Source organism: Rhodopseudomonas palustris (assembly GCF_034479375.1).
Classification (GTDB): domain Bacteria; phylum Pseudomonadota; class Alphaproteobacteria; order Rhizobiales; family Xanthobacteraceae; genus Rhodopseudomonas; species Rhodopseudomonas palustris_M.
Genome location: NZ_CP140155.1, coordinates 5195771 through 5215614 on the forward strand (window position 1 = coordinate 5195771; position 19844 = coordinate 5215614).

General features: G+C 67.2%; 18 protein-coding genes. 13 read left to right on the plus strand and 5 right to left on the minus strand.

The window, feature by feature from the left end; all coding sequences use genetic code 11:
- The first annotated feature begins 222 nt into the window (after nucleotides 1–222).
- Genes SR870_RS23635 through SR870_RS23695 form a run of 13 tightly spaced genes read left to right on the plus strand, consistent with a single transcriptional unit; the run spans nucleotide 223 to nucleotide 14499 of the window.
- Entirely contained in the window at nucleotides 223–612 is a 390-nt protein-coding gene (locus tag SR870_RS23635) for an NADH-quinone oxidoreductase subunit A (protein ID WP_322515925.1), read from the plus strand.
- Nucleotides 609–1235, plus strand: a complete 627-nt coding sequence (locus SR870_RS23640) for an NADH-quinone oxidoreductase subunit B family protein (protein WP_322515926.1) — start codon at nucleotides 609–611, stop codon at nucleotides 1233–1235. Before SR870_RS23635 ends, SR870_RS23640 begins: the two co-directional genes overlap by 4 nt.
- Entirely contained in the window at nucleotides 1232–2977 is a 1746-nt protein-coding gene (gene nuoC, locus SR870_RS23645; protein WP_322515927.1) for an NADH-quinone oxidoreductase subunit C/D, read from the plus strand. Before SR870_RS23640 ends, nuoC begins: the two co-directional genes overlap by 4 nt.
- Nucleotides 2974–3462: an NADH-quinone oxidoreductase subunit NuoE gene (gene nuoE / locus SR870_RS23650; protein WP_322515928.1), complete on the plus strand. Its 489-nt coding sequence runs from the start codon at nucleotides 2974–2976 to the stop codon at nucleotides 3460–3462. Before nuoC ends, nuoE begins: the two co-directional genes overlap by 4 nt.
- Complete coding sequence (locus SR870_RS23655; protein ID WP_322515929.1) at nucleotides 3459–4745, plus strand: complex I 51 kDa subunit family protein; 1287 nt, start codon at nucleotides 3459–3461, stop codon at nucleotides 4743–4745. The genes nuoE and SR870_RS23655 overlap by 4 nt, the downstream gene beginning before the upstream one ends.
- Nucleotides 4742–7360 carry an NADH-quinone oxidoreductase subunit NuoG gene (gene nuoG / locus SR870_RS23660; RefSeq protein WP_322515930.1) on the plus strand — a complete coding sequence of 873 codons (2619 nt, stop codon included), beginning with the start codon at nucleotides 4742–4744 and terminating at the stop codon, nucleotides 7358–7360. The genes SR870_RS23655 and nuoG overlap by 4 nt, the downstream gene beginning before the upstream one ends.
- Nucleotides 7357–8316 (plus strand): NADH-quinone oxidoreductase subunit NuoH, encoded by a 960-nt coding sequence (gene nuoH, locus SR870_RS23665; RefSeq protein WP_322515931.1) that lies wholly within the window; start codon nucleotides 7357–7359, stop codon nucleotides 8314–8316. Before nuoG ends, nuoH begins: the two co-directional genes overlap by 4 nt.
- Nucleotides 8313–8828 (plus strand): NADH-quinone oxidoreductase subunit NuoI, encoded by a 516-nt coding sequence (nuoI, locus tag SR870_RS23670; protein WP_322515932.1) that lies wholly within the window; start codon nucleotides 8313–8315, stop codon nucleotides 8826–8828. Before nuoH ends, nuoI begins: the two co-directional genes overlap by 4 nt.
- On the plus strand, nucleotides 8825–9331 hold the full coding sequence (locus SR870_RS23675) for an NADH-quinone oxidoreductase subunit J (RefSeq protein WP_322515933.1): 507 nt from the start codon (nucleotides 8825–8827) through the stop codon (nucleotides 9329–9331). Before nuoI ends, SR870_RS23675 begins: the two co-directional genes overlap by 4 nt.
- The gene (nuoK, locus tag SR870_RS23680) at nucleotides 9328–9636 is read left to right on the plus strand and encodes an NADH-quinone oxidoreductase subunit NuoK (protein ID WP_322515934.1); all 309 of its coding nucleotides are present in this window, start codon (nucleotides 9328–9330) and stop codon (nucleotides 9634–9636) included. The genes SR870_RS23675 and nuoK overlap by 4 nt, the downstream gene beginning before the upstream one ends.
- Nucleotides 9637–9638: 2 nt before the next feature.
- Complete coding sequence (locus SR870_RS23685; RefSeq protein ID WP_322518357.1) at nucleotides 9639–11705, plus strand: NADH-quinone oxidoreductase subunit L; 2067 nt, start codon at nucleotides 9639–9641, stop codon at nucleotides 11703–11705.
- The gene (locus SR870_RS23690; protein WP_322515935.1) at nucleotides 11696–13141 is read left to right on the plus strand and encodes an NADH-quinone oxidoreductase subunit M; all 1446 of its coding nucleotides are present in this window, start codon (nucleotides 11696–11698) and stop codon (nucleotides 13139–13141) included. Before SR870_RS23685 ends, SR870_RS23690 begins: the two co-directional genes overlap by 10 nt.
- Entirely contained in the window at nucleotides 13138–14499 is a 1362-nt protein-coding gene (locus tag SR870_RS23695; RefSeq protein WP_322515936.1) for an NADH-quinone oxidoreductase subunit N, read from the plus strand. Before SR870_RS23690 ends, SR870_RS23695 begins: the two co-directional genes overlap by 4 nt.
- A 167-nt stretch (nucleotides 14500–14666) precedes the next feature.
- On the opposite strand, the gene SR870_RS23700 is transcribed toward SR870_RS23695, so the two are convergent.
- From SR870_RS23700 to fixL, 5 genes are all read right to left on the minus strand, one after another.
- Complete coding sequence (locus tag SR870_RS23700) at nucleotides 14667–15974, minus strand: O-acetylhomoserine aminocarboxypropyltransferase/cysteine synthase family protein (RefSeq protein ID WP_322515937.1); 1308 nt, start codon at nucleotides 15972–15974, stop codon at nucleotides 14667–14669.
- Nucleotides 15975–16323: 349 nt separating this feature from the next.
- Complete coding sequence (locus tag SR870_RS23705; protein WP_322515938.1) at nucleotides 16324–17013, minus strand: helix-turn-helix domain-containing protein; 690 nt, start codon at nucleotides 17011–17013, stop codon at nucleotides 16324–16326.
- A gap of 196 nt (nucleotides 17014–17209) precedes the next feature.
- Nucleotides 17210–17602 (minus strand): response regulator transcription factor, encoded by a 393-nt coding sequence (locus tag SR870_RS23710; protein ID WP_322515939.1) that lies wholly within the window; start codon nucleotides 17600–17602, stop codon nucleotides 17210–17212.
- An 85-nt stretch (nucleotides 17603–17687) separates the two neighbouring features.
- Nucleotides 17688–18305 (minus strand): response regulator FixJ, encoded by a 618-nt coding sequence (gene fixJ / locus SR870_RS23715; RefSeq protein ID WP_322515940.1) that lies wholly within the window; start codon nucleotides 18303–18305, stop codon nucleotides 17688–17690.
- Entirely contained in the window at nucleotides 18295–19827 is a 1533-nt protein-coding gene (gene fixL, locus SR870_RS23720; RefSeq protein ID WP_416221111.1) for a sensor protein FixL, read from the minus strand. The genes fixJ and fixL overlap by 11 nt, the downstream gene beginning before the upstream one ends.
- Nucleotides 19828–19844: the final 17 nt, after the last annotated feature.

Consider the following 19844-nt stretch of genomic DNA (forward strand, 5'->3'; position numbering starts at 1 on the left):
GGTTGGGAAAGCCCGCGAGAGAGCGCTTTCCGCGCTCTCGCCCGGTTCCAAGTCGCGGATATCATACCGGGATTCGGGTTCTGCAGCGGTGTGGACCTTGATCGGCGTCAACGGTCCTTGACGGCCCGGATGACATGGTCACCATGATGCACCGGCGATCCGGATTCCAGACGGGTTCGAATCGTGCGTGTTGCTGTTTGCCGTTCGCCAGGAGCCTCGTCGGTGAGTGATTCGATCTTCCCGATCAATCCGGATGCTGCACTCGCCATCCATGTCGCGCTGTCCGCCGGCATCGTCGCGGCGATCATCGTCGTTGCCGCCTGGCTGCGCGAGAAGCGCGCCGGCGCGCGCGCCGACGTCCCCTATGAGGGCGGCGTGCTGCCGGCCGCGCCACAGCAGGGGCCGGTCAACGCGCCGTATTTCCTGATCGCCGCATTGTTCGTGATCTTCGACATGGAGGCCGCGATCCTGTTCGCCTGGGCGGTGGCGGCGCGCGACACCGGCTGGTTCGGGTTGATCGAGGCGGCCGTTTTCATCGGGGTGCTGCTGCTGGCGCTGGTCTATCTGTGGGCCGACGGCGCGCTCGACTGGCACAAGGAGCGCAAGCGATGACGATCCTGCCGCCCAATGCGCTTCAGCCGGCCGAGCCGGTCTCCGTCGAACAGCACATGGCACTGTCGAGCCTGTTCACCACGCTGGAGGACCTGACCGCCTGGTCGCGCAAGCACAGCCTGTGGCCGTTCAATTTCGGGCTGTCGTGCTGCTACGTCGAGCAGGTCACGGCGTTGACGCCGGTTTATGATCAGGCGCGGTTCGGCGCCGAAGTGATCCGCGCTTCGCCGCGGCAGGCCGATCTGCTGGTCGTGTCCGGCACGGTGTTTCACAAGATGGCCGCGCCGCTGCTGCGGCTCTACGAGCAGATGCGGGCGCCGCGCTGGGTGATTGCAATGGGCGCCTGCGCCTGTTCGGGCGGCATGTACGACATCTATTCGGTGGTGCAGGGCGTCGACCGTTTTATTCCGGTCGACGTATATATTCCCGGCTGCCCGCCGCGCCCGGAAGCGATGCTCGACGCGCTGATCATGCTGCAGCAGCAGATCGGCAGCGAACGCCGGCCTCTCGGCGTCACCGTCGGCAACAGCGCGGGCCTCGGCTTCGACGCGCCGCGCCGGCGCGACGAGCGCCACGACGCGCGCATGGCGCAGACCCTTCTCGATCCGCCGGAGAGATTGTGAGCGCAACCGACCTCGTCAGCGAACTCAGCGCGCGGTTTGGAGACGCGGTGCTGGGGGAGCAGACCACGCGCGAGCGGTTTCCGACGGTGTGGATCCGTCCGGACTCCACGATCGACGTGCATCGATTCCTCAAGCATGAGGTCGAACGCCCGTTCAGGATGCTGGTCGATCTATGGGCGATCGACGAGACCGCGCGCAAGCATCGCGAGGGGCAGCCGCCGTCCGGCATCACCATCGCCAGCCATCTGATGTCGCACGAGCGCAACGCCGATATCCGGCTGAAGATTGCGCTCGACGCCGAGTATCCGTGTGCGAAATCGATCGCGAGCGTGTACCCCAACGCGGCGTGGTACGAGCGCGAAGCCTACGACATGTTCGGGGTCGAATTCGAGCTGCAACCGCACTCGCTCCGCATCCTGCTGCCGCCCGGATGGGAAGGCCATCCGATGCGCAAGACCCAGCCGGGTCGCGCGACCGAGCGGCCGCTGTTCAACATGACCGCGGCGCTGTTCGACGCCAAGGAGCACGCGCTCGCCGCCGATCCGGAGAAATTCGGCCTGCCGACGCATCGCGACGGCGTCGAGCTGATGATCCTGAACTACGGGCCGCACTCGATGGCGACCCACGGCGTGTTCCGCATCGTGCTGGCGCTCGACGGCGAGGAGATCGTCGCGGCGCGGCCGGATATCGGCTTCCATCACCGCGGTGCCGAGAAAATGGCCGAACGCCAGACCTGGCACAACTTCCTGCCCTACACCGACCGCGTCGATTATCTGGGCGGCGTGATGGGCGAGATGCCGTACCTGCAGGCGGTGGAAAAAGCCTGCGGCATCACCGTGCCGGATCGCGCGCTGACGGTGCGGGTGATGCTGTCGGAAATGTTCCGCATCATGAATCACCTCTTGTTCTACGGCACCATGGCGCAGGACACCGGCGCGATGTCACCGGTGTTCTACATGTTCGTCGATCGCGAGCGCGGCTACCGCGTGATCGAGGCGATCACCGGCGCGCGGATGCATCCCGGTTACTTCCGCATCGGCGGGCTGTCGATGGACTTGCCGCAGGGCTGGGACAGGCTGGTGCGCGAATTCCTCGACTGGATGCCGGCGCGGCTGGCCGACTACGAGGGCATGGTGCTGCGCAACGAGATCTTCCAGGCGCGGACCAAGGGGGTCGCCGCCTACGACACCGCGATGGCGCTCGACTGGGGCGTCACCGGCCCGGGCCTGCGTGCGACAGGCTACGCCTGGGACGTGCGCAAGGCGCGGCCGTATTCGGGATTCGAGAATTTCGATTTCGAGATTCCGGTCGGGCACAACGGCGACTGCTACGACCGCACCGTGGTGCGGGTCGAGGAAATTCGCCAATCGCTGAAGATCATCCGGCAGTGCGTCGACAACATGCCGTCCGGCCCGATCAAGGCCGATCATCCGCTGACCACGCCGCCGCCGCGCGAGCGCATGCTGCACGACATCGAAACCATGATCCATCACTTCGTCGGCGCGAGCTGGGGGCCGGTGCTGCCCGCCGGCGAAACCACCGGCCAGGTCGAGACCGTGCGCGGGTTGACTCAATTCGCGCTGATCTCCGACGGCGAGCCGTCGAGCTATCGGACCCGCATTCGCACGCCGTCGTTCCCGCATCTGCAGATGATCTCGGCGGTGGCGCCGGGCATGATGGTGGCCGATCTCGTCGCCTATCTCGGCAGCATCGACTACGTGATGTCGGACGTCGACCGATGAGCCTCAGCCCTGCCATCAGGACCGCGATCGCGCAGGCCGCCGCCAATCACGGCGGGCCGAAGGCCGCGATGCTCGAAGCATTGAAACTGGTGCAGGAGGCCGAAGGCTGGGTCTCGGACGCGCATCTGAAGGAAGCAGCAGAGGCGCTCGGCGTCACGACGGCCGAGATCGACAGCCTCGCGACCTTCTACAGCCAGATCTTTCGCAGCCCGGTCGGCGATACCGTGATCCTGCTGTGCGACGGGCTGAGCTGCTATCTGTGCGGCGGCGACGCCGTGCGCGACGCGGTGATGAGCAAGCTCGGCATCGGCTTCGGCGAAACCACCGCCGATGGGAAATTCACCCTGATCAACATCTGCTGCGTCGGCGGCTGCGATCGCGCGCCGGTGGCGCTGGTCGGGCCGGAGCGCAAGCTCGTTGGCCCGCTGACGCCCGACGATCTCGACGCCCTGATCGACGGCAAGGCGGTTGGAGGCACGCCATGAGCGACAAGCCGCTCACCGGTCGCGCCCGTGCCGATCGCCAGCCGCACAGCCTCGCCGCATGGCGCGGGCTCGGCGGCGGCGCTGGATTGGCGCTGGCCTTGAAACGCCACAGCCCCGAGGCGATCATCGCGCTGATCGAAGCCGCGGGTCTGCGCGGCCGCGGTGGCGCGGGATTTCCGACCGCAAACAAATGGCGCTTCATGCGTGCCGGTGCGGAGAGGGCTGGGCCGGGCCCCCGCTATCTCTGCGTCAATGGCGACGAGACCGAGCCGGGTTCGTTCAAGGACCGCCTGCTGATGGAGGCGCTGCCGCATCAGCTGATCGAGGGCGCCACGATCGCCGCCTATGCGATGGGCGCGACCGAGGTGATCATTCTGGTGCGCGACGAATATCGCGCCGCCGCCGCCGCATTGTCCCGCGCCATCGTCGAGGCCGAACAACTTGGTCTGCTCGGCCGCGACATTCTCGGCTCGGGCTTCGATCTGACGATGCGGGTGCACGCCTCGGCCGGCCGCTATATCGTCGGCGAGGAGACCGCGCTGATCGCAGCCCTCGAGGGCGAGCGCCCGATCCCGCGGCATCGCCCGCCTTATCCGGCGGTCAGCGGGCTGTGGGGCCGGCCCACCACCGTCAACAATGTCGAGACGCTGTCGGCGGTGCCGTCGATCGTCGAGCACGGCGCCGAGTGGTATCAGGGTTTGTCGCACACTAACGAAGGCGGCACCAAGCTGTACGGCGTGTCCGGTTGCGTCGCACGCCCGCAATTGATCGAGGCGCCGATGGGCACCACCGCGCGCGAGCTGTTCGAACTGTGCGGCGGCATTCGCGAGGGGCGCGCGCTGTTCGCATTTCAGCCCGGCGGCGGCGCGACGGCGTTTCTGGAGGCGGCCGATCTCGACGTTCCGCTCGACTTCGCCCACACCAAGAAAGCCGGCAGTTCGCTCGGCACCGGCGCGGTGATCGTGCTCGACGATCATGCCTGTCCGGTCGCGGCGATCGGGCGCCATATGCGGTTCTATGCCCGCGAAAGCTGCGGGCTGTGCACGCCGTGTCGCGACGGCCTGCCGTGGGTGGCGAAGCTGCTCGACACGATCGAGGCCGGCCACGGCACGCGCGCCGACATCGATCTGCTGCATACGCATGTCCAGCTATCGGGCCCGTCCGGCCGCTCCTATTGCGACCTCAACACCGGCGCGTTGACGCCGCTGCGCAGCGGCCTCGAACGCTTCGGCGATATCTTTGCTGCCCATCTGCAGGGCTCCTGTCCGGTGGGCCGCGCATGACCAAGAAGATCGAGATCGACGGCCGCATCATCGAGGCCCGCGACGGCGAGGATCTGCTGTCGGCGTGCCTGACCCACGGCATCGACGTGCCGTATTTCTGCTGGCACGGCGCGCTCGGCTCGGTCGGCGCCTGCCGGCAATGCGCCGTCAAGGTGTATGCCGGCCCGGACGATACCGAAGGCCGGATCGTGATGTCGTGCATGACGCCGGTGGCCGACGTCGAGCGCGTCTCGGTCAGCGATCCGGAGGCCACGGCGTTCCGCGCCCAGGTGATCGAATGGCTGATGGTCAATCATCCGCACGATTGCCCGGTGTGCGAGGAGGCCGGCTCCTGCCATCTGCAGGACATGACGATCGCGACCGGCCACGCCATCCGCCGCTATCGCTTCGACAAGCGCACCCATCGCAATCAGGATCTCGGCCCGCTGCTGACGCACGAGATGAACCGCTGCATCGCCTGCTATCGCTGCACGCGGTTCTATCGCGACTACGCCGGCGGCCGCGATCTCGACGCGTTCGGCGCGCATGACGACGTGTATTTCGGCCGTGCCGAAGACGGGCCGCTGGAGAGCCCGTTCGCCGGCAATCTCGCCGAAGTGTGTCCGACCGGCGTGTTCAACGACAAGGGCTGGTCGCAGGATTATGCGCGCAAATGGGACATGCGGGCGACGCCCTCGGTCTGCCCGCATTGCTCGATCGGCTGCAACATCCTGGTCGATCAGCGCGACGGCCGGGTCAAGCGGGTGCAGAACCGCTATCACGGCGCGCTGAACGGCTATTTCATCTGCGATCGTGGCCGCTACGGCCCGCTGCACGTCGTCTCGGAAGCGAGGCTGATGACGCCGCTGCTCCATGGCGAGGCGGCCAGCGAGCACGACGCCTGCGCAGCCGCTCATGCCGTCGTCGCCGAAGGCGCCATCGGCATCGGCTCGCCGCGGGCGTCGCTGGAGGCGAACTACGCGCTGCAGCGGCTGGTGGGGCCGGAGCGGTTCTTCGCCGGCGTCTCCGATGCCGAAGCGGCGATGGTCCGTCGCATCGTCGCGATCCTGCGCGCCGGCCCGGCGAAGGTCGCCTCGCTGGCCGATGTCGAGCAGGCGGACGCCGTGCTGGTGCTCGGCGAGGATCTCACCAACTCGTCGCCGCGGCTGGCGCTGGCGCTGCGGCAGACCGCGCGCGGCGCCGAGCGCGACCTTGCTGAACAGAAGGGCGTGCCGCGCTGGCTCGATCCGGCGGTGCGGACTGCCGGCGAAGGCCGCCGCTCGCCGATCGTGCTGGCGACGCCGCTCGCCGATCCGCTCGACGACATCGCAGCTCTTTCTCTACGCCGCGATCCGCCGGCGATCGCGGCGTTCGGCGCCGGAGTGGCAGCAGCGCTCAGCGGCGAGACGGGCAGCGATACCGAAGCCCGGCGCGTCGCCGAGATCCTCGCGGTTGCGCAGCGTCCGCTGATCATTGCGGGCTGCTCGCTCGGCGTCGCTGACATCATCGAGACCGCCGCGGCGATCGCCTCCACGCTCGGCTCCAAGGCCCGGATCGTGCTGCTGCCGCCCGAGGCCAACAGCGTCGGCCTGGCGCTGCTCGGCGGCGACGGCCTCGACAGCGCGGCGGCGCTGCTGGAACGCGGTGCGGCGAAAACCGCGATCGTGCTCGAGAACGATCTGTTCGAACGCGCGCCGCGCGGCAGCGTCGAGCGGCTGTTCGCTGCGGCGAAGTCGGTGGTGGCGCTGGATTCGATGACCTCAGAAACCACCGCGCGCGCGTCGGTCGCGCTGCCAGTCGCGCCGTTCACCGGCTGCGCCGGCACTTTCGTCAATTACGAGGGCCGCGCGCAACGCTTCTTCGCAGCGGTGCCGCCGCAGGACGCCGCACCGTCGGCGTGGCGCAGGCTCGATGCGTTCGGCGCCGGCGATTGGCACAGCCTCGACGCGCTGATCGGCGATCTGATCGTCGAGTGGCCGGATCTGGTCGGCGTCGCCGATGCCGCGCCCAACGCCGATTTCATGATGGCCGACGGCCAGGTCACGCGCGCGCCGCGGCCGTATTCCGCCCGCACCGCCGACGACCGCGCCGGGCAATTCGCCGACGCGGTGATCCCGGTCGATCCCGACGGGCCGATGACCTTCGGCATCAAGGGCGCGCGCGGCACCGCCGTGCCGCCGCCGCTGATCACCAGCTACAAGACTGCCGGCCTACACTCCGCCAACAACGTCACGCGGTTCATGGAAGAGATCGGCGGCCCGCTGCGCGGCGGCGATCCCGGCGCGATGCTGCTGAAGCCGAATGCGGCTGCGCTGATCGATGCGCCGCCGCGCGCGCCGATCGTAGGCGAGGGGCTGCTGCTGCTGCCGCTCCACGATGCATTTTCCGGCTTCGAACTCAGCCGCGCCAGCGCGTTGCTCGCCGCGCGCGCGCCGGCGCCGCGGCTCCTGCTGCATCCCGACGACGCCGCGCTGCATGGCCTCACGCATGGCGCCGCGGTGCTGATCGACGGCCGGGCCTGCGCTGCGACGGTTTCCTTGGACGCCTCGCTGCCGCGTGGCATCGTGGCGGTCAGCGCCGGCGTCGACGCGCCGCGCGGGCCGCTGCGCCGGGTGCGGGTGGAGGCTGTGCGATGATCGGCCTCATCATCACCGCGACGATCTCGGTCGTCATGATCATGGTGCTGCTGGTGGTCGCCGGCACTTTCACCTGGGTGGAGCGGCGGCTGCTCGGCTTCGTGCAGGAGCGGCTGGGGCCGAACCGGGTCGGGCCGTTCGGCTCGCTGCAATGGGTCGCCGACACCGTCAAGATTCTCACCAAGGAAGACCGGCCGCCGCCCGGCGCCGACAAGCTCGCCTACATCCTGGCGCCCGCGGTCGCCGCGACGCCGGTGCTCGCCGGTTTCGGCGTCGTCGCCTTCGGCGACGGCCTGGCGCTGGCGCCGGTCGATGTCGGCGTGCTGTTTCTGCTCGGCATGATGGGGCTCACCGCTTACGCCACCGTGCTCGGCGCCTGGGCCTCGAACAACCGGTTCTCGCTGATGGGCGGGATGCGCGCCGCGGCGCAGATGCTGGCCTATGAGGTGTTCCTCGGGTTGTCGCTGATGGGCGTGGTGATGCTCGCGGGCTCGCTGTCGATGAATGCGATCGTCGAGGCGCAGCAGGGCGTCTGGTTCGTGGTGCTGCAGCCGCTCGGCGCCGCGCTGTTCTGCATCGCAGGCGTCGCCGCCGCGCATCGGCTGCCGTTCGATCTGCCGGAATCCGAAAACGATCTCGTCGCCGGCTTCATCACCGAATACACCGGCATGTCGTTCGGGCTGTTCTTCCTCGGCGAATATCTCGCGGTGCTGCTGGTCTCCGCGCTGGCGGTGACGCTGTTCTTCGGCGGCTGGCAGGGGCCGTGGCTGCCGGGGCCGGTCTGGTTCGGCCTCAAGACCGCCGTGATCGCCGTCGTGTTCGTCTGGCTGCGCGCGACGCTGCCGCGGCCGCGCTACGATCAGTTGCTCGGCTTCGCCTGGAAGATCGCGCTGCCGCTGTCGCTGCTCAACCTGCTGCTGACCGGCATCGTCGTGGTCGCGAGGAGCGCGTCATGATCGGCTGGCTGGAAGCGATGTTGCGGGTCGGCCGCAAACTGTTCGTCAAGGCGGAGACTCAGCTCTATCCGGAAGAGACGCCGAAGCTGTTTCCGCGCAGTCGCGGTCGCATCGTGCTGACGCGCGATCCGGATGGCCAGGAGCGCTGCGTCGCCTGCAATCTGTGCGCGGCGGTGTGCCCGGTCGGCTGCATCGATCTTTCCAAGGCGGTGGCCGACGACGGCCGCTGGTATCCCGAGCATTTCCGCATCAATTTCGCGCGCTGCATCTTCTGCGGCTTCTGCGAGGAGGCGTGTCCGACCTCGGCGATCCAGCTCACGCCGGATTTCGAACTCGGCGAATGGCGGCGCGATGCGCTGGTCTACGAGAAGCACGATCTGCTGATTTCCGGCGAAGGCAAGGTGCGCGGCTATCGCTACTGGTCGGTCGCCGGCAAGGCGATCGACGGCAAGGACAAGGGCGAGGCCGAGAACGAATCCCCGCCGGTCGATCTGAAGGGGCTGCTGCCATGAGCCTGCTGCTCGCCATCTATGCCGGGGCTTTCGCGCTGGTGTCCGCGGCGCTCGCGGTGACGCGGCCGAACGCCGTGCATGCGCTGCTGTATCTGGTGGTGATGCTGCTGGCGCTGGCGGTGGCGTTCTTCGCGCTCGGGGCCGCGTTCGCGGCCGTGCTGCTGATCCTGATCTATGCCGGCGCGATCGTGGTGCTGTTCGTGTTCGTGGTGATGACGCTACCGATCTCGCCGGAATCGATCACGCGCGAGCGGGCCAGCCTGCGCGGCGCCTGGCCGCTGCCGCTGCTGCTGTCGGTGCTGATCCTCGCGCCGTTCCTGTTCGGGGAGTTCGGCATCGCCGGCAACAGCGCCGCCGCCCCGGTGTCGGCCCAGCAGGTCGGCCGGCTGCTGTTCGGGCCGTGGGCGCTGGCGATCGAACTCGCCTCGCTGCTGCTGCTCGCTGGCCTGATCGGCGTCCGCCATATCGGCCGCAGCGACCGCACGCCGAGGAGCCGCCCATGACCGGTTCCGATCTGATCGGGATGATGATCCTCGCCGCCGGCCTGTTTGCGATCGGGCTGTTCGGCGTGCTGGCCCGGCGCGGCATCCTGTTTCAGCTCGTCGCGCTGGAAGTCGCCTTGAGCGGCCCGGCGCTCGCCTTCGTCGCCGCCGGCGCATATCACGCCGATCCGCAGGGGCAAGGCATGTTCATTCTGGTGCTGACGCTCGCGGCCGCGGAGGTCGCGGTCGGGCTCGCGCTGTTCCTGCGCATCCGCCGCACCTCCGGCACCGATGACAGCGACATCATCAGCGGGATGAAGGGATGAGCATGGCGTCCTTGCTTCCCTTCGTCCCGGTCCCGGCGCTGATCGGCTTCGTGGTGCTGTCGCTGCTGCCGGTGACGCTGTCGCGTACGGTGGTGATCGCGATCGGCGTCGGCGCCGCGGTGCTGCCGGCGATTCTGTTCGCGCCGGTCGCGCTGTCGTGCCTCGACGGCGCCTGCGTCGCCGGCGCGGTGGTGCCGATCCTGTCGATCGACGCCGGCGTGTTCGTCGCCCAGATCGCGATGTCGCTCGATCCGCTCAGCATGGTCACCGGCGGCACCGTCGCTTTGGTCGCGGCCTTGGTGCTGATCTATTCCGGCGCCTACATGGCCTCGGAGCCGCTGCCGGATCTGCGCCGTTTCTTTGCGGTGATGAACCTGTTCCTCGCCGGCATGCTGGCGGTGGTGTTCGCCGCCGATGTGATCCTGCTGTTTCTCGGCTGGGAAACCATCGGCCTGTGCAGCTTCATGCTGATCGCGTTCTACACCAAACTGCCGAAGGCGGTGTCGGCCGGGCGCAAGGCGCTGATCACCACGCGCATCGCCGACAGCATGCTGCTCGCCGGCCTGATGATGCTGTTCCTGTCGGCCGGCACCACGCGGCTCGACGGGATGCTGGCGGCGGTGCCCGCGATGGACCCGTGGCGGCTGGCGCCGATCGCCGGCCTGATCGCGCTCGGCGCGCTCGGCAAATCGGCGCAATTTCCGTTTCACACATGGTTGCCGAGCGCGATGGCCGGCCCGACGCCGGTGTCGGCGCTGCTGCATTCCGCCACCATGGTGGCGGCCGGCGTGATCCTGCTGGCGCGGCTCGCGCCGCTGTTCGCCGCAGCCCCCGAAATCTCCGCGATGGTGGCGATGCTCGGCATCCTCACCGCGGCGGGCGGAGCCCTGATCGCGGTGATCCAGACCGATATCAAGAAGCTGCTCGCGTTCTCGACCATGAGTCAGATCGGCTTCATGGTGCTGGCGCTCGGGCTCGGCGCGCCGGCGGTGGCGCTGGCGCATTTCGCCATCCATGCCGCGTTCAAGTCGCTGCTGTTCCTCAGCGCCGGCGTGATGAGCCATGCCTCCGGCGGTTCGACGGCGATCGAGGCGCTGCGCGGCGCGCGCTATCGCCAGCCCTGGGCGTTCTGGAGCTTTGCGATCGGCGCCGCCTCGCTCGCCGGCCTGCCGGTCATCACGGCCGGCTGGTATTCCAAGGAAGCGGTGCTCGCCGCGGTGTGGAGCAGCGGGCCGTGGGGTGTGCCGCTGTGGCTGCTGGCTGCCGCGGCCGCGATGCTGACCGCCGCCTACGCCTTCCGGGTGGTTTTCGTCGCCGGCAGTCAGTCCGCCGACCTCGCCGCGCCGCCCTGGGGCGGCGCCGCGGTGATGGTGCCGCTCGTCGTGCTGACCGCGGTCGCGGTGATCGGCGGTCTGTCGGTCGGCACGCTGATCGGCTTCGCCGGTGGCACGGAGGACCATCTCCCGCTGCTGCCGACGCTGCTCGGTGCCGCCGCTCCGCTGCTCGGCGTGGTGCTGGCGCGGCAACTCGTCCGGCATCCACGCGAGCTGGAGCGCGTCGCGCACCGGCTGCGCCATGTCCGCGCTTTCCGGATCGAGATCCTGTATTATTACTACTTCGTCCGGCGTTTCCGGCATCTCGCCACGGTGCTCGGCAACGCCGATGGCACCGAAGCGGTCGCGCAGGCGGCGGCGCTGCGCCGGGAAGGCGTTGACGTGCCGGGACTGATGGCGGACGATCCGCTCGGCCGCACATTCGGGAAAGAAGCGGCCCAGCCTGATTTCATATCGCGTGCGACCGACGGGCAGACGCCGGTGGTGCGTCTCGTCGCCGGAGATCCGGTCGGCCGGGTCTTGATCATCGTCGCGCGCGTGTTCGTCGGCAGTTTCGTCGCGCGGTTCAGTCCCGATCGGATCGATCGGGCGTGGATGGGATTCGCAGGCGGCTTCGGTCATGCCTGGGCGCAGGCGCGGCGGATGCAGACCGGCCGCGTCCGCGATCACTCGCTCTGGATCGCGCTCGGCTGCGCGGCGCTTCTACTTTATGCTTGGGGGACGTCATGGCGCTGATTGCGCTCATTCTGCTGCCGGCCATCGGCGGCTTCGTCGCATTCTTCATCGCGGGACGCGGCGAGCGCGAACGCTGGGTCACGATCGTGACCTTCACGCTGATGCTGGTGCTGCTGACTGCGATCGTCGCCGGCGCGCCGGAAGGCCGCTGGTACGCGAAGGTCTCGTATCCGTGGGTGCCGTCGTTTGGCATCTCGCTCGAATTCGCGATGGACGGATTGTCGGCGGCGCTGATCGCGATCTCGGCCGGGCTCGGCATCATCTCGGTGATGGCGTCGTGGTCGGAGATCCGCACCCAGTCGGGGCTGTTTCATGCCTGCTTGTGCTGGACCGTGGCGGCGACCATCGGCGTCTTCCTGTCCTTCGATCTGCTGATCTTCGCGTTCTTCTGGGAAGCGATGCTGGTGCCGGCGTTCATGCTGATCGCGGTGTGGGGCCATGGCGATCGCGAAGGCGCGGCGCTGAAATTCCTGGTCTTCAACGCGGTCGCGGGCTTCGGCCTGCTGGCGGCGTCGTTCGCGCTGGCGGCGATGGCCGATCACATGACCTTCAACGCATTCGAACTCGCGGAGATGAAGCTCGGCACCCCGGTGCAGGTCTGGATGCTGCTCGGCTTCTCGCTCGCCTTCCTGGTCAAGCTGTCGGTGCCGCCGTTCCATGCCTGGCTGCCCGAGGCGCACACGCTGGCGCCGACTGCGGGCTCGATTCTGCTCGCCGGCGTGCTGCTGAAGACCGGCGCCTACGGCCTGTTTCGGTTCGCGCCGATGCTGTTTCCGCAGGGGCTCGAAGCGGTCGCGCCCTACGGCATCGCGCTCGGCGCTGCCGGCGCGCTGTATGGCGGGTTGGTCGCCTGCGGCCAGAACGACGCCAAGCGGCTGGTCGCCTACACCTCGATCGCGCATATGTCGATCGTGCTGATGGGCATCGCCGCGGGCGTGCATTACGCGGTCGCCGGCGCCGCGGTCGAGATGATCGCGCATTCGTTTTCCGCCTCCGCGCTGTTCCTGCTGATCGGCGCGCTGTACGAGCGCACCCACACCCGCGACCTGCGCCAGCTCGGCGGCCTGCAGCAGATCGCGCCGCGCTTCGCCGCCGCCTTCGCGCTGTTCTGCTCGGCGCTGCTGGCGCTGCCGGGCACGGCGAATTTCGTCGGCGAGGCGCTGGTGGTGGTCGGCATCTTCCAGGTCAATTGGGTGTTCGCGCTGCTGGCGCTGTCGACGCTGGTGGTCTCGGTGATCTACGCGACGCGGCTGTTGAAGGGGCTGGTGTTCGGTCAGCCGCGCCTCGACGCGCCGGTCGCCGACCTGACCTGGCGCGAGTATGCGCCGGTGCTGGCGATGAGCATCGCCACGCTGGTGATCGGCCTGTATCCGCAGAGCCTGCTGGCGCTGCTCGAGCCGGCGATCAAGGCCGCTCTGGTGCTGCCGCAGCCATGACCGCAGCCCAGTTCGCCGCGCTCTCGCCGCTTGTGGCGCTGGCACTCGCCGCGATCGCGGCGATGATGCTGGTGCCGCTGGCGCGCATCGAAGCTGCGCAGGCGGCGGCCGGTGCGGGCCTGCTGGCCGCCGTGGGACTTGTGCTGCTGCGCGTCGGCGCACCGGCAGCTCCGCTCGGTGCGTTGTTCACCGACGACGGCATGGCGCGGTTCGGAATCGCCTATGCCTGTCTCGCTTCGCTCGGTGCGCTGGTGTTTCTGCGCACCGGCCACCCGGCGAAGGAAGCGCCGTCGCTGCTGGTGCTGGTCGCGCTCGGCGCGGCGACGCTGGCGGGGGCCGGGCATGCGGCGACGCTGTTTCTCGGCATCGAGATCGTCAGCCTGTCGCTGATCGCGCTGTTCGCATTCCGGCTGTCGCGGCAGGGGCTGGAGGCGGCCTACAAATTTCTGGTGATGAGCGGGCTCGCCTCGGCGGCGCTGCTGCTCGGCACAGCCCTGATCTATGCCGAGACCGGGGCGCTCGATTTCGCCGGTTGGACCGGGCACGGAGTCCTGGCCGCGCTGGGCACCGCGCTGCTGCTCGCAGGCCTCGCGTTCAAATTTTCGCTGACGCCGTTCCACATGTGGACGCCGGACGCGTTCGAAGCCTCGCCCGCGAGCGCCGCTGCCCTGGCCGGTGTGGTGTCGAAAGCCGCGGTGGCGATCGTGCTGCTGCGGCTGTTTCTCACCGCGGATCTGCCGGAGCCGGTGTGGAGTTCGGGCCTCGCCGCGCTCGGCGCCGCCTCGGTGGTGGTCGGCAATCTGCTGGCGCTGCGTCAGCCGCAACTGCCGCGGATGCTCGGCTATTCGACCATCGCGCATTCCGGCTATATCGCGTTGATTTTGGCCTCGGGCGCGCCGCGCGCGGCTGAGGCGGTGCTGTTCTATCTCGGCGTCTACGCGCCGGCGATGCTGGGCGCGCTGTGCGTCTCGGCGGCGCTCGGCCGCGCCCCGACGCTGCCTGATCTGCATGGGCTGATGAAGCGGCGGCCGCTGGAGGCGATCGCGCTGTCGCTGTCGCTGCTGTCGCTGGCGGGCTTGCCGGCCGCGGGCGGCTTCATTGGCAAGCTGTATCTGCTGCACGTGCTGGTCGATAGCGGGTTGTGGACGCTGCTGGCGATCACCGTCGCCGGCGCGTCGCTCGGCTTCTTCTACTACGCCAGGTTCTTCACCGCGCCGTTCTTCGGCCATTTGCACGAAGAGGCCGAGCCGTTGCCGCGGCTCGACCAGGGACTGATCGCGGTGTGCGTGGTGCTGATCGTGCTGTTCGGCACAGCGCCGGCGGTGCTAATTGATGTGGTGAGGCTCGCCCTGCCTTAACCTCTCCCGCTTGCGGGAGAGGTCGGATCGCGCAGCGATCCGGGTGAGGGCACTCCGCTCCATGCTTGCTGAGTGAGTGTTTGTATCGCCCTCACCCCAACCCTCTCCCGCAAGCGGGAGAGGGAGCGCGCTGTGCTTGGGGAGAGGGAGCGTATATTAGTCCAAACTTACGCCGCCTTGGCGAGGCGTCCCGCGGCGAGGCCGCGCTCCAGATCGACAATGATGTCGTCGATGTGTTCGAGGCCGACCGACAGCCGGACATAGCCGTCCGACACGCCGGTCGCGAGTTGGTCCTCGACGGAAAGCTGCGAGTGCGTGGTCGTCGCCGGATGGATCGCGAGGCTGCGCGCGTCGCCGATATTGGCGACGTGATACAACAACTGCAGCGCATCGATGAACTTGCGCCCGGCGTCGAGGCCGCCGGCGAGTTCGAAGCCGACCAGGCCGCCGAACTTGCCCTTCAGATACTTGTCGGCGCGCTCTCGCGCGACGCCGGTCTGCTTCGACGGGTGGATCACCTTGGTGACCTCCGGCCGCTTCTCGAGATAGTCGGCGATGGCCTGGGCGTTCTGCACATGGCGTTCAATTCGCAGCGGCAGCGTTTCGAGGCCCTGGAGGATCTGGAAGGCGTTGAACGGCGAGAACGCCGAGCCGATGTCGCGCAGCAGCGTGGTGCGGGCCTTGATGATGTAGGCGACCGGGCCGATCGGCTTCACCGCCTCGACCCAGACCGCGCCGTGATAGCTCGGGTCGGGCGTGTTGAGGGCCGGCTGGCGCTGCGGGAATGTCTCCCAGTCGAAATTGCCACCGTCGACGATCAGGCCGCCGATCGAGGTGCCGTGGCCGCCGAGATATTTGGTCGCCGAATAGACCACGATCGCGGCGCCGTGTTCGAGCGGCTTCACCAGCAAGGGCGCGGCGGTGTTGTCGACGATCAGCGGAATGCCGTGCTTGCGGCCGATCGCGGCCACTTCGGCGATCGGAAACACCGCGAGCTTCGGGTTCGGTAGCGTCTCGGCGTAGTAGGCACGAGTGCGGTCGTCGGTGGCGCGCTCGAAGGCTTGCGGATCGGCCGGATCGACGAAGCGGACCTCGATGCCCTGGTCCTTCAGCGTGTTGGCGAACAGATTCCAGGTGCCGCCATAGAGATCGGTCGAGCTGACGACGTTGTCGCCGACGCGAGCGAGGTTCTGGATCGCGAAAGCCGAAGCCGCCTGGCCCGACGCCACTGCGAGTGCCGCGACGCCGCCTTCCAGGGCCGCGACGCGCTTCTCCAGCACGTCGGTCGTTGGGTTGCCGATCCGGGTGTAGATGTTGCCGAGTTCCTTCAGCGCGAACAGGTTGGCCGCGTGCTCGGTGTTGTTGAATTGATAGGACGTCGTCTGAAAGATCGGCACTGCGACCGAACCGGTCGATGGATCGGCGCGCCAGCCCGCGTGCAGCGCGAGGGTTTCAGGGTGAAGCTTTTCGGTCATGACGGAATCCTTCGACAAATTTGAAAGGCGAAACCGTCGTGGCGTCGGGTCTGCATCGGGTCGACGCTGAGGTTCGCCGGGACGTCCATCAGGTCGGGGCCGTCGTCCCAAGTCAATTCACTTCCTGAAATAAAAATCTATGAATCGGAAATATTGCGGCTATGACGCGTTCGTTCTTTAGTTCGATGGCTCTTTAAGAGAAAATTCTTTCGCGAATCTGGGCGCGCGCTCCTGCGCCGTCGCGTCCTTGTCGCAACAAAAAGGCCGCCATTTCTGGCGGCCAATTCTGGAGAGATGCATGAGGCCGGATACGATGGCGAGGCTTGCCATCGCTTCTGCGTGGAAGCGATCAGGCGTCGAGGTTGCGGAGCTGCTGGCGGTTGCGCAGCTCGATCTGGCGGGCGCCGGAGAAGCCGAGGATGCCCTGGCTCTGCAGTTGCGACAGCGCACGCGACACGGTCTCGAGGGTGAGGCCGAGATAGTCGCCGATATCGCGGCGGCACATCGGCAGCGCCATCATGCCGGCGACGGCGAGGCGGCGGTCCATTTCCAGCAGGAAGTTGGCGACGCGCTCCATCGCATTCTTGCGGCCGAGCAGCAGCATGTGATCTTCGGCGTGGCGCAGCTCGCCAGCGGTCATCGACCACAGGCCGCGGGCGACGTGAACGTCGGTGGCGGCAGCCTGTTCGAGGCTGCGGCGCTTCAACAGGCGAACGGTGGTGTCGACGATGGCTTCCGCGGTGAGGCGATGGGTCGGTCCCGACTCCAGCCCGAACACGTCACCGGGGAGATAGAAGGCGCCGATCTGACGGCGGCCGTCGGAGAGCAGCTTGTAGCTGCGGACCGCGCCCGACACGACCTGGTAGACGTATTCCGACGGCTCGTCCTCGCCGTAGATTTCCTCTTCCTTCTTGTAGGAAAACTCGGAGGCGATCAGGCCGGCGTGGCCGGTGCTTGCAAAGAACTGATCAGCCGGGGAGCAGGAAGGGTCAACCGGAGCCTTGGCGACGGTCGGGGCCCTGAGCGACTGGTTCAGCATCTTGCCATCTCCTATCGGGGTATCGGGATCGGATGGCGTGGTTGTATTGAAGATTCCGGCGGCCAGGTATTTCGCCCCATATCTTAAGGGGGTCTACCTAAGTAGAATTACGGAGGAAGGTATCGATCTCCGCGCTTGCGGGAGAAAAAGTCATAAAAATCAATGTGCGGTCGCACGGCGAACGGCGATGTGCGCCTCAGGCGGTCGCGTCGCTGCCCAGCAGGGCGCCGCGGATGTGGAAGACCAGGCTGTCTTCCAGATGCGGCTTCAGCACCACATGCTGCACGCCGACGGCGGCGGCACGGGTGGAAATGCTCTCGTCCGGATAGCCGGTGATCATCACCACAGGGGTCGAAATCTTGCGGTCACGCAACTTTTGGGCGAGGTCGATGCCGTTCATGCCTGGCATCTTGTAGTCCACGACGATGCAGTCGGCGCGACCTTCGTCGAGCGCGTCGAGCAACGCCGGGCCGCTGCGAAAAGTGCGAACCTCGAAGCCGTCGGTTTCCAGCAGGAACCGCAGCGATCCGAGCACGCCCTGATCGTCGTCAACGACATAGACAACAGATTTTGAGGGCGTGGTGGTCATCAGCTCGTCCCACGCACCTGACCTGACTGCAATTCTTTCATGCAGGGGAGAATAGTTGCTGGCGTGCGAGGCAGGTTGATCTGCCTCAATCCCTGATCACGCCGCCGCGCATCGCCATCCGAACCAGTTCCGACAGGCTGCCGGCCTGCATCTTGGTCATGACGTTGGCGCGATAGACCTCGATCGTCCGCGGGCTGATATCGAACTCGCGGGCGATCACCTTGTTCGACATGCCTGCGATCAGCCCGTCCATCACCTGCCGTTCGCGCGGGCTCAGCGACTGGATTCGCGCAACGATATCCTGCGACACCGCCTCGCTTCTGGCTTCGTCGCCGGCCTGCTTCAGCGAGGTTTCGATCATCCCGATCAGACGGTCGTCCTCGAACGGTTTCTCGATGAAATCGATCGCGCCGAGCTTCATCGCTTCGACCGCCAGCGGAACGTCGCCATGCCCGGTCATGATCACCACCGGCAGCCGCGTGCGGTCGTTCTTGAGTTGCTTCAGCAGGTCCATGCCGTTCATGCCGGGCATCCGGACGTCGGAGACGATGCAGCCGAACGGCAGGCTCGGCACTTCGTTGAGGAAGTCGAGCGCCGACTCGAACAGCCTCACGTCGAAATCCGCCGATCCAAGCAGGAAGTCGAGCGAGTCCCGCATCGCCTGATCGTCGTCGATGACATACACGTTGCCCCTACGTGGCATCGGCGAGGTCCTCTTGGGCTGCGGCCGGCAACGTGAAGCGGAAGGTTGCTCCCCCCGAGGGGTTTGATTCAGCCCACATCCGGCCGCCATGTGCCTCGATGATCGAGCGGCTTATCGACAATCCGACACCCATTCCGGTCTCTTTGGTGGTGAAGAAGGTCTGAAACAGACTTGATTTCACGTCCTCGTGGAACCCGCTGCCGGTGTCGGCGACGGAAATCTCAATCATCTGGTCGGCAACGCGAGCGTTGGAGACGACCAGTTCCTTTTTCTCCGAATTGGCCATCGCTTCAAGAGCGTTGCGAAACAAATTGACCAGCACTTGCTGGATCTGAACCCGGTCGACCAGCGCCATGTCGCTCGCCGGATCGAGCTTGAAGCGCAGCATCACGCCCTGTTCGCGCGCGCCGGTCAGGCCCAGGGCGCCGGCCTCCTCGATCAGCTTGGCGAGGCTTTCGACCCGCTTTTCGGATTCTCCGCGGGCGACGAAATCGCGCAGCCGGCGGATGATCTGTCCCGCGCGCAGCGCCTGTTCGGCGGCGCGTTCCATCGCGTTTTCGATCTTGGAGACGTTCGGATCGTGGCTGCCGGCGAGCAGTCGGCGAGATCCCTTCATGTAGTTGCTGATCGCGGACAGCGGCTGGTTCAGTTCGTGCGCCAGCGCCGACGCCATTTCGCCCATCGCGGTGAGCCGCGAGACGTGGACCAGTTCGGCCTGCAGTTCGTGGAGGCGCGCCTGGGTCTGCTGATACTCGGTGAGATCGCGGATGAAGCCGGTGAAATATCGCTCGCCGCCCGATTCCATCTCGCCGATCGACAGATGGATCGGGAAGGTGGTTCCATCCTTGCGCTGACCGGTGACGATGCGGCCGATGCCGATGATGTGACGTTCGCCGGTGGAGTTGTAGCGCGAGATGTAATTGTCGTGGCGGGAGGCGTCGGGGCGGGGCATCAGAACGCTGATGTTCTGGCCGATCGCCTCTTTCTCGGACAGCCCGAACATCCGCTCGGCGGCGCTCGAAAAGAACCGCATGATGCCCCGGCCGTCGATCAGGATCATCGCGTCCGGCACGGTGTCCAGAATCGAGCGGAGCTGGTTCTGCTGCAGGCGCAGTTCCTGCTCGAGCACCTTCTGTTGATCGATGTCGAGCACGATGCCGCAGAGATAGCCGGCGGTGCCGTTCTCCTCGACGAGGCCGCCGCGGGCGCGCAACCAGTGCCCGGGCTGGCCGCGGTGGGCGACCCGGTACATGATATCGAGATGCTCGCCGCGGTCGATCGACCGCAGCAATGCCAGCGCCACACGATCGCGGTCTTCCGGATCGACCAGCGACACGAAAGTCTCGAAATCAATCGGGGCGTCTTGCGCGACACCGTAGAGGCGCCGCGTCGTCGCAGACCACACCAATTCCCGCGTGGCGAGATTGAGTTCCCAACTGCCTACGCCGTAATGATCGATGCCCTGCTCCAGCCGCCGATCGCGCGCCAGGGCTTCCGATGACGATGAAGCTGGATCCGTCACGCGTTACCTTCGCAACT

Excerpts from the sequence above, each read along its gene's own strand:
- SR870_RS23695 (WP_322515936.1), top strand. The coding sequence starts at position 13,138 with ATGACCGCAGCCCAGTTCGCCGCGCTCTCGCCGCTTGTGGCGCTGGCA.
- SR870_RS23640 (WP_322515926.1), top strand. The coding sequence starts at position 609 with ATGACGATCCTGCCGCCCAATGCGCTTCAGCCGGCCGAGCCGGTCTCC.
- nuoK (WP_322515934.1), top strand. The coding sequence starts at position 9,328 with ATGACCGGTTCCGATCTGATCGGGATGATGATCCTCGCCGCCGGCCTG.
- SR870_RS23700 (WP_322515937.1), bottom strand. The coding sequence starts at position 15,974 with ATGACCGAAAAGCTTCACCCTGAAACCCTCGCGCTGCACGCGGGCTGG.
- SR870_RS23655 (WP_322515929.1), top strand. The coding sequence starts at position 3,459 with ATGAGCGACAAGCCGCTCACCGGTCGCGCCCGTGCCGATCGCCAGCCG.
- fixJ (WP_322515940.1), bottom strand. The coding sequence starts at position 18,305 with ATGCCACGTAGGGGCAACGTGTATGTCATCGACGACGATCAGGCGATG.
- nuoI (WP_322515932.1), top strand. The coding sequence starts at position 8,313 with ATGATCGGCTGGCTGGAAGCGATGTTGCGGGTCGGCCGCAAACTGTTC.
- SR870_RS23685 (WP_322518357.1), top strand. The coding sequence starts at position 9,639 with ATGGCGTCCTTGCTTCCCTTCGTCCCGGTCCCGGCGCTGATCGGCTTC.
- nuoE (WP_322515928.1), top strand. The coding sequence starts at position 2,974 with ATGAGCCTCAGCCCTGCCATCAGGACCGCGATCGCGCAGGCCGCCGCC.
- nuoH (WP_322515931.1), top strand. The coding sequence starts at position 7,357 with ATGATCGGCCTCATCATCACCGCGACGATCTCGGTCGTCATGATCATG.
- SR870_RS23675 (WP_322515933.1), top strand. The coding sequence starts at position 8,825 with ATGAGCCTGCTGCTCGCCATCTATGCCGGGGCTTTCGCGCTGGTGTCC.
- SR870_RS23690 (WP_322515935.1), top strand. The coding sequence starts at position 11,696 with ATGGCGCTGATTGCGCTCATTCTGCTGCCGGCCATCGGCGGCTTCGTC.
- SR870_RS23710 (WP_322515939.1), bottom strand. The coding sequence starts at position 17,602 with ATGACCACCACGCCCTCAAAATCTGTTGTCTATGTCGTTGACGACGAT.
- SR870_RS23705 (WP_322515938.1), bottom strand. The coding sequence starts at position 17,013 with ATGCTGAACCAGTCGCTCAGGGCCCCGACCGTCGCCAAGGCTCCGGTT.
- nuoG (WP_322515930.1), top strand. The coding sequence starts at position 4,742 with ATGACCAAGAAGATCGAGATCGACGGCCGCATCATCGAGGCCCGCGAC.